The organism is Runella zeae DSM 19591, assembly GCF_000423565.1.
Classification (GTDB): Bacteria; Bacteroidota; Bacteroidia; order Cytophagales; family Spirosomataceae; genus Runella; species Runella zeae.
On the sequence record NZ_AUIF01000046.1, the window covers coordinates 11,768 to 23,806 of the forward strand.

Sequence of the window (12,039 nt, forward strand, 5' to 3'; positions counted from 1 at the left end):
GAATTGGAAGGTTTTTTTATAACATTTTAATTAATGCTAGATAAACTAATTCGCTAAGAATCAGAATATCTATTTTTATTTTATGACATTTGATTCATTAAATCTGATTGACCCCATTCGCAAAGCCTTACAGGCTGAGGGGTATAGCACTCCTACTCCCATTCAAGCCCAAGCGATTCCGATAGTACTCGAAGGGAAAGACTTATTAGGCTGCGCCCAAACAGGTACGGGTAAAACAGCCGCTTTTGCGATTCCGATTTTGCAATTACTAGCTCAAAAGCCATCTCAACGGCGCGAACGGCGTACCATAAAAGCTTTGATTTTGACCCCAACTCGCGAACTAGCCATTCAGATTGGGGAGAGCTTTGCTGCCTATGGCCGCTTTACCAACCTCAAACATACCGTTATTTTTGGTGGTGTAAAACAGCTTCAACAGACCAACGCCCTCCAAAATGGCGTAGATATTTTGATTGCCACTCCGGGTCGGCTTATCGACCTCATGGCGCAGCGTTTTGTGAGTTTAAAACATTTAGAGATTTTTGTGCTCGACGAAGCCGACCGTATGCTCGATATGGGTTTTGTACACGACGTACGCCGAATCATTGCGGTATTGCCTTCTGAGCGACAATCTTTGTTTTTTTCGGCGACCATGCCTCCCGAAATCACCAAACTCGCCGATTCTATCCTTCACAATCCGGCCAAAGTAGAAGTAACACCCGTGTCTTCTACGGTAGATATTATCCAACAGTCGGTGTTTTTTGTCGATAAAGAAAACAAAAATGCTTTATTGCTGCACCTTCTTCAAGACAAAGGAATTGAAACAGTTTTGGTATTTACCCGTACCAAGCATGGCGCTGATAAAGTAATGAAAATGTTATTGAAAAATAACATCAAAGCAGAGGCAATTCACGGCAACAAGTCTCAAAATGCCCGCCAAAATGCGTTGAACAATTTCAAAACCAAAAGTACACGTGTATTAGTTGCGACCGACATCGCAGCGCGTGGTATCGATGTAGAAGAATTAGCGTACGTTATCAATTTCGAAATACCCGATATTCCTGAGACTTATGTTCACCGCATCGGTCGGACGGGTAGAGCAGGAGCCAAAGGTACGGCTTATTCTTTCTGTGATACCGAAGAGAGGGCCAACCTGAAAGACATCCAAAAATTGATCGCAAAAGTAATTCCGGTTATAGAAGAGCATCCTTTTCCGCTGACTCAAACACCCGGAAATGAAGCGCCTAAATCGCGTAGTAACACTCCTGCTCGCGGCAATCGTCCTCCTAAACCAAAACCTCAAGTAGGAGCTTCTTCGGCTCCAAAGCCCGAACGAAGCAAGAAACCTTGGTTCGCCAAAAAAAGATAAATGATTAAAAGCGCTCCTGAAGCGCTTTTTTATTTGCTACAGAGCGGGCAAGTACCTTGAATGAGTAAATTCATTTCAGTAGAAGAAAACCCTTGTGGTAACTGGACTGACGGAATGTGTATATCGTCCAAACAAGTAGTTTTACCGCACATTTGACATTTAAAATGTACGTGGTCGTGGTGATGTTCATGACTGTGACATACGCCTTTGCATAAAGCATAGCGAAGCCCTTCCTCGTCTAATACCTTATGAATGATGCCTTTATCAACAAAAGTTTTGAGGGTACGGTAGATCGTAACGCGGTCGTAGCGCTCTTGCAAGCCGCTTTCCAAATCTCCGTGCGAGAGGGCAGAATCTTGATGATGAAGTATATCTAAAATATCTTCACGGCAGCTCGTATGACGCAACTCGTGCAAACGTAGTGTATCTTTGGCGAATGTATTCATAATCGGTATCAGTTAACTTTCGAGATGTTATCTGTTACTGTTAAAATGCTTTAAACTTCGCGAAAGTTCGAGACTTTCGTGAAGTTATCAAAATTATCAAATTTAAAATCCAACGTTTCAGCGTTACTATGATTAAAATTGGTATCATCAACGTCTCCGACCGCGCTAGCGCGGGTATCTATGAAGATATTCCGGGCAAGGCCATTGTTTCTACCCTTCAAGAATACCTCATCAGCGAATGGGAACCCGTATATCGAGTTATTCCAGACGAGCAACACCTTATCAGTCAAGCCCTTGTCGAAATGGCCGACAAAGAAGACTGCTGCTTGGTAGTGACGAGCGGGGGCACAGGGCCTGCCCCGCGTGATGTCACTCCTGAAGCTACCGAGGCTGTTTGTCAGAAAATGATGCCCGGTTTTGGTGAACTCATGCGACAAGTAAGTTTGCAATATGTACCCACGGCGATTTTGTCGCGTCAAACCGCTGGTATCCGTCACAAAACCCTGATTGTCAATCTGCCCGGAAAGCCTTCTGCTATTCGTCAATGCCTCGATGCTGTTTTTCCAGCGATTCCTTATTGCATTGATTTGATTGGTGGGCCGTATTTAGAAACCAACGATGCCGTCATCAAAATCTTTAGACCCAAATCATAATTTTTAGCATTATGTTGTTCTGAAAAAAATCAATCTATTTCATCAAACAACACCCCTAACGATTAACGGTGCAGAAGCACCACTTTTCCATGAATCCCTCTGAATTAACTTCTATTTTCAACCATATCAAACATTTACGCGTAGGAGTGATTGGCGATTTTGCCGTAGATTTCTACTATAAACTTCAAACCCACACGGGAGAGTTGTCGGTCGAAACCCAAAAAGAAGTATTTCGGGCACAAAAACCTACCGCTTCTTTGGGAGGCGCAGGCAACGTAGTACAGAATATAGCCGCTTTGGGCGCTCAATCTATAAAAGTATTTGGTTGCATCGGAAATGATATTTTTGGACGAGAAATGTTGCATCTCTTTCAAAACCTTCGGGTAGATACGCAAGCTTTACAAATCATTGAGCAAGGTTGGGATACTTGCACCTACACCAAGCCCATGACGAGTAACGGAGAAGCAAATCGCCTTGATTTTGGAACCAATAATCAACTCTCCGAAACTCATTTCAATCAGATTGTCAGTGATTTAGAATCAAGTCTTCCTGAGCTTGACGTACTCATCATCAATCAGCAATTTGCCAATCCGCTCCTAAACGCCCCACGATTGACGATGCTCAATAGGCTCATTGCTCGCTTTCCGAAGTGTTTTATGTTGGCCGACTCCCGCGACTTCGGGGGGAGCGTCAGAGGAGCTACTCTAAAAGTAAATACCGACGAAATAGCCCGAATCCTGTCTTGCGCCGTATCTAATGATTTAGGAAGTTGTATCACCCAAAGCCGCCAACTCCAAGCTATCACCAAAGCACCCGTACTTATCACCCGTGGAGAGCAGGGGATACTGTACGTGGACAAAGACGAAACTTGTCAAGTAAAAGGTATTCCGTTGCAAGGCCCTCTTGATACCGTTGGAGCAGGAGACACGGTAGTAGCGGCATTTGCGTTGGCGAAGGGTGTTAGATGTAGCGACTTTGTGGCTTTACAAATTGCCAACTATGCCGCTGCCGTTACGGTTCAGAAACTCAACCAAACGGGTACGGCTTGTCTGGACGAAATATTGGCATTGAAAGCTAGCTTGTAAAGAATCGTATTTTCAAACCATTCAATATATATTATTTATCTTAGACCATGACCTCGGAAAAACTTACGGCGCTCCGCCAAGAAATTCAGACGTATCTTTCGGGTAGCTTACTTCCTTTTTGGATTCAACGTACCGTTGACAAGGAAAATGGCGGCTTCATTACTCATTTCGACCAATTTGGCAAGGATTCGGGCGAAGACGAAAAATCTTTGATTGCTCAATCTCGGTCAGTATTTACGTATTCGTCGGCGGTGCGAGCAGGCTATGATACCGACGGCACCCTTGCAGAGATGGCACGCCAAGGGGTGGATTATCTCATTGATAAAATGTGGGACAATGAATACGGCGGATTTTTTTGGATGACCAACCGCAAGGGAGAAGTTACGATTGACGAAAAAATCGTTTATGGGCTTAGTTTTTGTATTTATTCATTGAGCGAATACACCCTCGCTCTTGGCGACCCACGAGGCCAAGAATACGCCGAAAAATGTTTTGACCTATTACAAAAATACGCTGTAGATACGCACTACGGAGGGTATTTTGAGATGTTTACTCGCGACTGGACCCTCAAAGGCCCCGGCTCCGCTGGCGGCGACCGCAAAACCCTCGACGCTCATATGCACCTTATGGAAGCATTCACGACTTTGTATGAGTGTACGGGCAAAGAAATTCACCGCCGCAAGCTCCTCGAAATCATTGAGTTGTTGGTTTCGCGTATTATGCATCCTGAGTATGGCACGGGTGTGCCGCAGTTTTGGGCCGATTGGCGCGTGGCTCCTCAAATTAAATTTGACATCGTATGGGGCTGGGATCGCTTCACCGAAGACGGTCTGAAAGCCGCTGCCGAAGACAACACTAGCTATGGCCACAATGCCGAATTTGCGTGGTTGTTGATGCACGCTTTGGATATTCTAGGGCTTCCGTATGATACTTATGGTGAGCAAATTACCAAATCTTACAGTCATGCTTTGAAGTATGGTGTTGATTGGGAATTTGGCGGCGTGTATGTAGAAGGCTCTCATGCAGGTGAGGTATATGACCGTGAAAAAGAGTTTTGGCAGCAAGCCGAGATGCTCATCGGAATGCTCGATGCTTATCGCTTTTTGAAAGATGAAAAATACCTAGAAGCTTACGAAAACGTTCATCGCTTTGTATTTGACAAAATGATTAATCATGAGTTGGGTGAATGGTGGCCCCTTATGACCCGTGATGGCGCTCCTATTTGGAAGCACATGAGCCACTCTTGGAAAATCAATTATCATGATGTACGTTCGATGATTCAGTCGGCTATTCGCCTCGACAAAATCGTCAGAGGAGTCTAAATCCTTAGCTATAAGCAGTAAGCTTTTTAGATGCTCAATGGTTTTCTGTAGAGAAGACCTAAAAAATGCCTAAAGCATACTGCCAATTGCTACGTAGTTAGCGTTTTTTAATAGTCACGAATATTGCTCAAAACGGGGAGAACTTTCCCCGTTTTTGTTTTTTTTATAACTTGCTTTACAGAATAGAAAAAAGTCTAAAAATAAACTAATCTGTTCATTATCAAAACACTACTCTGGGATTTCTTGATTTTTAAATCTGTTCATTTACTCAGTGGATTGTTTTTTTAAATGACATATTCTAAAACTGTAATATACCGAAGGCGTTCAATCAATATTCATCCTAAAATCACAACTGCTCATATGAACAATTTATTCAGAGGTTTACTAGCTGGCTATGGTGCCAAAAAATTAGGAGGTGGATGCCTCAGTACTATCCTTATTTTCATTGTATTGTGGGTTATTTTGGGGCAGTGCCAATAAGGCCTCTACGCTAATCCATTAACAGATACTCATCAAAATCTTTCTGCTATTTCTACAAAAGCTCCAAATACGCATTGGGAGCTTTTTTTGTGGGTTTACCTTTCAATACAAAATGACAAATATCTTATACCCCATGGTGCAAAGGTCTACAAAGGCAATTTATTCAACAACACAAAGTTGATATTCTACACCGTGATCTGTATCCCAAAGACCTATTCGCAGAATTTGCTTTCTTGATGTTCGTTCACCATGTTAATCATTCTTAAATATTAAACTTGTACTCCACAACTTTTTTGAGTTTTATTTTTTAGGTCTAGGAAGACACGGGTTTGACGAGTGGTGATAAAAATTTATTGATTTAAAAATGTAATGGTACGCGGGCTAATGTCTTCAAATTTCCAGCCATCAGTTAATCCTGCCGCTTCCAATGCTTCTTTGAGCGGCTCGCTGACAACTTTGAATAATTCCCGACTGATGAAATAATCGTGGTATTTATCCAAAACAAAATCGTGAATATCTAATACAGAACCCTTATCAAAAAATTTTATCCTTGTCTTTAAGTAACCATCTTCATTATGAATGCCAAGTTCGGTGGCTGATTGTATAATACCACTTTTCCTATCAGCATAAGTACATTTTTCAAAAGTTATTTTGGTTTCTTCGCCTAACTGAAAAATATAATAGTCAAATTTTTTGCCTCTGTACATCAGTTTGGCGGGATAAAATTTATGAATAGGGAGATTGAAAGCAGCGATAGTTTCTTTGAACTGTTCTGATACTAAAAAGCAATAACTCATTGAGTAATGATTGACAACAAACTTATAAATATTGAGTTTTATCCAATCGAATTTCTTTTTTCTTTCGCCATACAATTCCTTCAACACAAAATGATCAAAAACAGGTACATCGTCAATAAGAGATGTATTATTGATAGATTTTTCGATGGGTTGTTTAAAAAAATTCTTCGTATCACCACCATCAGGGATAAACTCAGCCCCTTGCATTTCGGGGGATAAATAGGCAGAAGGATAAATTTTTTGCCCAGTTCCTATTTCGATTTTTAATTGATAAAATTTCATTGGCAATTGATAGTTAATGAATTGAGAGGATTACCATTTACGCCAGTGGCAGGTGTACCTGTTGCACAAACGCCTACTACCTGTCTTTTAAGGCAACTAATATACTTCTTTATGCTTTCGATAGCGTCAATTTTATCTTACGGCCTCGATAAAGACGAACCTAATCCGCCCCATTGTGGGTAGCAACCACAACGGAGGCGGATATAAAAAAGTAAGACCCTTAGGAGAAGTCAGTTATCAACCTAATCTATTTGTTGAATACTAGTCTTTAGATCAAGATTAGCTTATCTGTTTTGCGTCGGAAATGCAGTCGCTCCATTTTTAGTAAGGTTCATCGTAGCATCAAAGGTCTGGTGAACAAAACTCATTATTGGTAAATTAGTCGGTTTTACAAACCTTTTTCATGCACAGTTCGTTGTGAAGGTAGATAACAAACAGCCCTCAATAGCCGTTGTAACTATCTCCCAAAAGACAATCAATTGACATGGAAAAAGTCGAAAAAATTCGAAAAACATACGTTGAGTACGTACTCGAACAAGGGCAAGCTCCCGCTTCTTTTTATGCTTTCGCCAAAAAACTAAAAATGGCGGAAGGTGACTTGTACGAGTTTTATACTTCTTTTGAAGCCATAGAAATGGATTTGTGGGTTTCGTTTTTTACGCAAGCCCGCACCACTGCCGAGCAAGACCCTACTTATCAAAACTATTCGGTAAGAGAGAAGCTTCTTGCTTTTTACTACACTTGGGTAGAAGTATTAAAGTCAAACCGAAGTTTTGTGGTATATAGTTACCGCAAATTGCCTCAGCCTGTGGCACCCAAAAACCCCCAGCAACTTCGCCCTTTTAAAGAGGCTTTTCTGACTTATGCCCACGATTTGATGTACGAAGGTCGCGAAAGTCAGGAGATTATCGCTCGCCCTTATGTGTCTAATCGCTATCCAGAAGCCGTATGGCTCAATACCCTCTATATTTTAGATTTTTGGGTCAAAGATACAAGCCGTAATTTTGAACTAACAGACACCGCTATCGAAAAAACCGTCAATACAGGCTTCGATTTGATGGGCCGTTCGATTGTGGATACGGTCGTTGATTTGGCAAAATTTGTATACCAAAATCGATAACCATGAAACAACAAGATAAAATCCCCACCTCCAAAGTAGCCCGCGCTACGCAGTTTTTGAAGACAGGTGCCAAAATCGGTGGCAATTATCTCAAATACAACGTCAAAAAGATAATTGACCCTAGCATTTCTCGCGATGAGCTTCACCAAGACAACGCCACGGATGTGTATGCTTCGCTGAGTGAACTCAAAGGCTCAGCGCTCAAAGTAGCCCAAATGCTCAGCATGGATCGTAGCGTATTGCCTCGCCAATACGTAGACAAGTTTCAGATGTCTCAATACTCTGCGCCGCCACTTTCGGGGCCGCTGGTAGTCAAGACTTTCCGTAGTTATTTTGGCAAAGCTCCCCACGAACTGTACGATACTTTCGATATCAATGCTATCAATGCGGCCTCTATCGGGCAGGTGCATCAAGCGTGGAAGTATGGCAAGAAATTGGCGGTAAAAGTGCAATACCCAGGTGTAGCAGATAGCATTAGTTCTGACCTCAAAATGGTCAAACCTATGGCTGTGACGCTTTTTGGTCTTAACGAAAAAGATGTAGAACGCTATACCGAAGAAGTTGAAAGCAAGCTCTTAGAAGAAACTGACTATGAATTGGAATTGCGACGTTCAGTTGAGATTTCGGAGGCTTGTCAGCATATCAAGGGGCTTATTTTTCCGAAATATTATCCCGAATTGTCGTCCAAACGAATTTTGACGATGGATTGGCTCAGCGGGCAGCACCTCAAAGATTTTTTGCAAACGGATCCTTCCCAAGAAGTACGCAATCAGATTGGGCAATTGTTGTGGGATTTTTATGATCATCAGGTGCATCACCTCCGTCAAGTACACGCTGACCCTCATCCGGGCAATTTTCTGATGCGCGCCGACGGCACAATGGGCGTTATTGATTTTGGGTGTGTCAAAGTGATTCCTGATTATTTTTATGACAATTATTTCACCCTCATCAATCCCGATACTATCGAAGATGATGCCTTGGTTGAAAAGATATTTTATAACTTGGAATTTTTGGTCAAAGAAGATGCGCCACGCGAAAAAGCCCTTTTTACTAACTTGTTCAAGCAAATGATTCGTTTGTTAGGCAAACCATTTGCGGTCGATGAATTTGATTTTGGCGACCATTCTTACTTCGATACGGTTTATGCTTTTGCCGACGAACTCGCAAAAGTGGAAGAAATTCGCAATTCGAAAGTAGCGCGTGGTTCTAAAGACGGTTTGTATATCAATCGTACCTATTTTGGGCTTTACTCCATGCTCAACGAACTAGGAGCCAAAATACACACTACTCGCCCTGATTGGCTACGTAGCAAAAAACAATTGAGCTCTGTCGAAGCTTAATAGTCAGGAGATGAGTAGGTTTTTATTTTTCCTACTCATCTTTCCTTTAAGGCTTCAAAGACGGGATAAGTGCTGCCTGATTTGCTCATAATCCCCAACTCTCCGATCGTGCGGAACATCGTAACCGATGCCACTTCTGTATGTGCTAGGTGTGACAAAAGCTTGGCAGTCCATTCTTTGGCAAAAGCTGTAGATTGACGCTTATCTATCTGGTTTTCAATCGATAAAACCATGTCGGCGGCCTGAGTAGCGTAAGGGTTAGCTCTTCTGCAAAGGGCTATAAAAGAAATATGAACGGGTTTTTGATAAATGTTGTACGCACTCTCCACCAAGTATTTTACCGTTTCGGTGTTTTCGAGTAACGAGAGTTCATCAAACGCATGTTCTTGAGGGTCAAATGAGCAGCTCACAAAATCTGCTTCTCCTGCCTCAAATCGGTTACGATTCAATTCCGTAAAATTATAATCTGTCCCGATTCCGATTTTTACCCCAAAAAGCTGCGTTTTGAGTTGGGGAATGTAATCAATAAGTGATTGAGAAGTTACTAGTTTTCGTGCTGACAACAACAGCAAATGCTTGATATGTAGCCTGTTTTGCTGCATTACTCCTATAAAATCAGCCAGTTGAGATTCAAAATCCTCATTCAAAGTCACCACCACTTCCAGCGGCAACCCTAAAAGCAGCGCTTTTTCGGCTTGGTCTGAAAGATAAGAAATCCAATCTTTTTCAAAAAGAGTCAAATCAACCCGATAATGACTTAGCTTCAAAGTTTTGAGTAGTTCAACGCTCTCAGCCGACAATTCGTCTGTTTCGATAGCCGCTGCAATCCCCACATTCACCGCTTCTTGTCGTGACATTGATTTTTGAGGAGCGACCCCGCTTTGCGGTTGTTTGTTTTCTGTTGCCAACCGAAAACTAACGCGCTGCCATACGGTATCGCCTTGCTGCAATTGAACAGGAAATGGCTCAGACAAGGGTGTACAAAAAGTTTTGTAAGAAGCGTCACCCCAATTGCGCTGGTCTTCTGTCTGAAATATATCTCCCTCACAATCAACCTTATATACACACCCGTTGGCTGCTTGCCATTGCATGGATTGAATATCCAAAAAAGGGTCTTGTGGTGAAATGTAGCGCGGGAAATGAGTAGCTGTAGAAGCACCACTTGGGTGAAAAATCGTAACAGGTTGCTCAGCTATGCCTTCAATGGGATGGAGAATACAAAAACCGGCTCGATTTTTTCTTAGAGACTGTAAGGCTTTTCCTTCAATGTTGAATACAATAGTGCCATTTTCATGCCCTTCGATAATAGCTTTCCACTCAAAAACAGGCACTTGATTTTTATCTATATTGTAAGACAAGTAGGATATTGAAAAGTGATTTTCTTGAGTATCTATCTTTTCCTCAATGATTTGAGTCGCAAAAGTCCCCCAATTATGATCGCGTAAGGCAAAGTAAATCATTCTTAATACTTCAGTCCCTTCGTGGGTGATTTGCCGAACAAACCCGTTTTGGTAGAGAAGTCGAAAAGGCCCTGCTTGTAAAAATGGCATCGTAAAAAATTATTGGTTTAGATGCTGCGAAGATAAAAAACTAAAACGACTTCCAAGTTTTTATAAGCTAGACTTTCCAAGTTTTGAATTCGCAGTAACCAATCTTGGAAAGTCTGCGACCTTGACTGACTTTCCAAGTTTTGAATTCTGAGTAACCAAACTTGGAAAGTCTCTGACCCTGACCGACTTTCCAAGTTTTGAATTCTGAGTAACCAACCTTGGAAAGTCTCCGTCCCCTCACCGACTTTCCAAGTTTTGAATTCGCAATAACCAACCTTGGAAAGTCTCCGACCCTGACTGACTTTCCAAGTTTTGAATTCGCAATAACCAAACATGGAAAGTCTAAATCAGGGTTGTTCGACTCTGGTTTTGAGTGCTTGATTCATTTTGACAAAGTTGTTACGAGTCTCACTCCCGATTTGTTTCAAAATAAGCGAGCTCAATAAACCCGAAAAATTTTCGCCATGAACAAGATTTACTTGGTTTGGGGATATTTCTTCGATTTCGAAGTAATGATGCCCATCAAAAAGACCTTTTATCCAAAGCGATCCCAGCCAATCAAAGTATCGGTTGGGTATGACACTTAACACTTTCGGCGTAAACACGATGGTTTTTGCGCCATTTTGTAGGGTATTTTTGAGCTTTGTTCCCGCTTGAAGTTGTCCTTCACTTTGTACGATAAATGGATTCCAGACAGCGTAGTTTCCTAAATCAGAGAGGATATTCCAAACTTTTTCTTTGGAAGCATTGATGATGATTTCGGTTCTAATTGTGTGTTTCATGACTGCAACATTTTGTTTTAATGATGTTGCAAAAGTAGTGTGCCTTAGGCGCTCCTTCCATTAACAATTGTAAAGAAATGAGCCCTCCTAGCGTTTTTGTTGCGCAAGGCGATTGCGGATGCGGCTCATCGATACGGGCGTCATTCCCAAATAAGAAGCGATAATGTGATGCGGTACGCGAAGCAATAAATCGCCGTTTTGTTCGACAAACTTTGCGTAGCGTGCTTCGGGGCTATCTAATAGAAAGGAAGACAAAATCTGCTGCGCATTGATAAAACGCTGTTCGGCTATTTTACGAGTGAGGATATTAAATTTGGGTAGAGTTTCATACAATTCATTCATTTTTTGGTGGGTAATCACCAATAAATCAGTTTCTTCCAAGGTCTCTAGGGATTGAATACTCGGAGCTTGGCGTAAAAAACTGTCGTAACTACTCGCAAACAGGTTTTCGCGAAAAAGATAAGCCGTGATTTCGTCACCGTCATTTTCATAAAAAAGGCGCAACATCCCTTTGTTGATAAAATAAAGTTCGTTGGCTATTTGTCCGTGCTTGACAAGCGGAAACTTGCGGGGCACTTGTTTAAACACAAATGCACTTTCCAAGATTGATTTTTCGCGGTCGGAGAGCGTCACAAATTGAGCGACTAGATGATGTAAAGCGTCAAACATAGAAGGTTGTAAAGGGCATATGTATTTATTGCATCTTAAATGTAAGTGGTTTTAGATAAAGCCAAAATAAAAGCTTTTATTAGACCTCATTTTAGTCCTAAAAAAGTGATATTGTTGATAATCAATACATTATACTTTTTAAAGAAC

11 protein-coding genes are annotated in these 12,039 nt (G+C 41.7%); 6 read left to right on the forward strand and 5 right to left on the reverse strand.

The genetic code is table 11. The features are described from left to right. Positions 1–82 precede the first annotated feature (82 nt). Positions 83–1,366 carry a DEAD/DEAH box helicase gene (locus tag G563_RS0114545; protein WP_028665960.1) on the forward strand — a complete coding sequence of 428 codons (1,284 nt, stop codon included), beginning with the start codon at positions 83–85 and terminating at the stop codon, positions 1,364–1,366. A 29-nt stretch (positions 1,367–1,395) separates the two neighbouring features. Here G563_RS0114545 and G563_RS0114550 read toward each other — a convergent pair whose 3' ends face one another. Beyond that, positions 1,396–1,812, reverse strand: coding sequence for a Fur family transcriptional regulator (locus G563_RS0114550; protein ID WP_028665961.1), 417 nt, complete (start codon positions 1,810–1,812; stop codon positions 1,396–1,398). 128 nt (positions 1,813–1,940) lie between these two features. Between G563_RS0114550 and mog the strand changes: the two genes are divergently transcribed. From mog to G563_RS0114565, 3 genes are all read left to right on the forward strand, one after another. Then, the gene (mog, locus tag G563_RS0114555) at positions 1,941–2,465 is read left to right on the forward strand and encodes a molybdopterin adenylyltransferase (protein ID WP_028665962.1); all 525 of its coding nucleotides are present in this window, start codon (positions 1,941–1,943) and stop codon (positions 2,463–2,465) included. A gap of 89 nt (positions 2,466–2,554) precedes the next feature. Beyond that, complete coding sequence (locus tag G563_RS0114560) at positions 2,555–3,550, forward strand: bifunctional heptose 7-phosphate kinase/heptose 1-phosphate adenyltransferase (RefSeq protein ID WP_028665963.1); 996 nt, start codon at positions 2,555–2,557, stop codon at positions 3,548–3,550. Positions 3,551–3,597: 47 nt separating this feature from the next. Continuing rightward, on the forward strand, positions 3,598–4,872 hold the full coding sequence (locus G563_RS0114565; protein ID WP_028665964.1) for a beta-1,2-mannosidase: 1,275 nt from the start codon (positions 3,598–3,600) through the stop codon (positions 4,870–4,872). Between the two features lie 830 nt (positions 4,873–5,702). Here the strand turns inward: G563_RS0114565 and G563_RS0114570 are convergent. Beyond that, positions 5,703–6,431 carry a hypothetical protein gene (locus G563_RS0114570; protein ID WP_028665965.1) on the reverse strand — a complete coding sequence of 243 codons (729 nt, stop codon included), beginning with the start codon at positions 6,429–6,431 and terminating at the stop codon, positions 5,703–5,705. 484 nt (positions 6,432–6,915) lie between these two features. On the opposite strand from G563_RS0114570, the gene G563_RS0114575 reads away from it, so the two are divergent. Then, entirely contained in the window at positions 6,916–7,551 is a 636-nt protein-coding gene (locus G563_RS0114575) for a TetR/AcrR family transcriptional regulator (RefSeq protein ID WP_028665966.1), read from the forward strand. A gap of 2 nt (positions 7,552–7,553) precedes the next feature. After that, positions 7,554–8,891, forward strand: a complete 1,338-nt coding sequence (locus G563_RS0114580; protein WP_028665967.1) for an ABC1 kinase family protein — start codon at positions 7,554–7,556, stop codon at positions 8,889–8,891. A 35-nt stretch (positions 8,892–8,926) separates the two neighbouring features. Here the strand turns inward: G563_RS0114580 and G563_RS34775 are convergent, their stop codons facing one another. The 3 genes from G563_RS34775 to G563_RS34780 form a co-directional block, all read right to left on the reverse strand. Beyond that, positions 8,927–10,441 carry a D-apionate lactonase family protein gene (locus tag G563_RS34775; protein ID WP_051210986.1) on the reverse strand — a complete coding sequence of 505 codons (1,515 nt, stop codon included), beginning with the start codon at positions 10,439–10,441 and terminating at the stop codon, positions 8,927–8,929. Between the two features lie 347 nt (positions 10,442–10,788). After that, the gene (locus G563_RS0114595) at positions 10,789–11,223 is read right to left on the reverse strand and encodes an SRPBCC domain-containing protein (protein ID WP_028665969.1); all 435 of its coding nucleotides are present in this window, start codon (positions 11,221–11,223) and stop codon (positions 10,789–10,791) included. Between the two features lie 87 nt (positions 11,224–11,310). Then, positions 11,311–11,892, reverse strand: a complete 582-nt coding sequence (locus G563_RS34780) for a Crp/Fnr family transcriptional regulator (RefSeq protein ID WP_051210987.1) — start codon at positions 11,890–11,892, stop codon at positions 11,311–11,313. Positions 11,893–12,039 lie beyond the last annotated feature (147 nt).

Bases quoted from the DNA above. Each gene is read 5' to 3' on its own strand.
- G563_RS0114570 (WP_028665965.1), bottom strand. From the start codon at position 6,431: ATGAAATTTTATCAATTAAAAATCGAAATAGGAACTGGGCAAAAAATT.
- G563_RS0114550 (WP_028665961.1), bottom strand. From the start codon at position 1,812: ATGAATACATTCGCCAAAGATACACTACGTTTGCACGAGTTGCGTCAT.
- G563_RS0114575 (WP_028665966.1), top strand. From the start codon at position 6,916: ATGGAAAAAGTCGAAAAAATTCGAAAAACATACGTTGAGTACGTACTC.
- G563_RS34780 (WP_051210987.1), bottom strand. From the start codon at position 11,892: ATGTTTGACGCTTTACATCATCTAGTCGCTCAATTTGTGACGCTCTCC.
- G563_RS0114595 (WP_028665969.1), bottom strand. From the start codon at position 11,223: ATGAAACACACAATTAGAACCGAAATCATCATCAATGCTTCCAAAGAA.
- G563_RS0114545 (WP_028665960.1), top strand. From the start codon at position 83: ATGACATTTGATTCATTAAATCTGATTGACCCCATTCGCAAAGCCTTA.
- G563_RS0114580 (WP_028665967.1), top strand. From the start codon at position 7,554: ATGAAACAACAAGATAAAATCCCCACCTCCAAAGTAGCCCGCGCTACG.
- G563_RS34775 (WP_051210986.1), bottom strand. From the start codon at position 10,441: ATGCCATTTTTACAAGCAGGGCCTTTTCGACTTCTCTACCAAAACGGG.
- G563_RS0114565 (WP_028665964.1), top strand. From the start codon at position 3,598: ATGACCTCGGAAAAACTTACGGCGCTCCGCCAAGAAATTCAGACGTAT.
- G563_RS0114560 (WP_028665963.1), top strand. From the start codon at position 2,555: ATGAATCCCTCTGAATTAACTTCTATTTTCAACCATATCAAACATTTA.
- mog (WP_028665962.1), top strand. From the start codon at position 1,941: ATGATTAAAATTGGTATCATCAACGTCTCCGACCGCGCTAGCGCGGGT.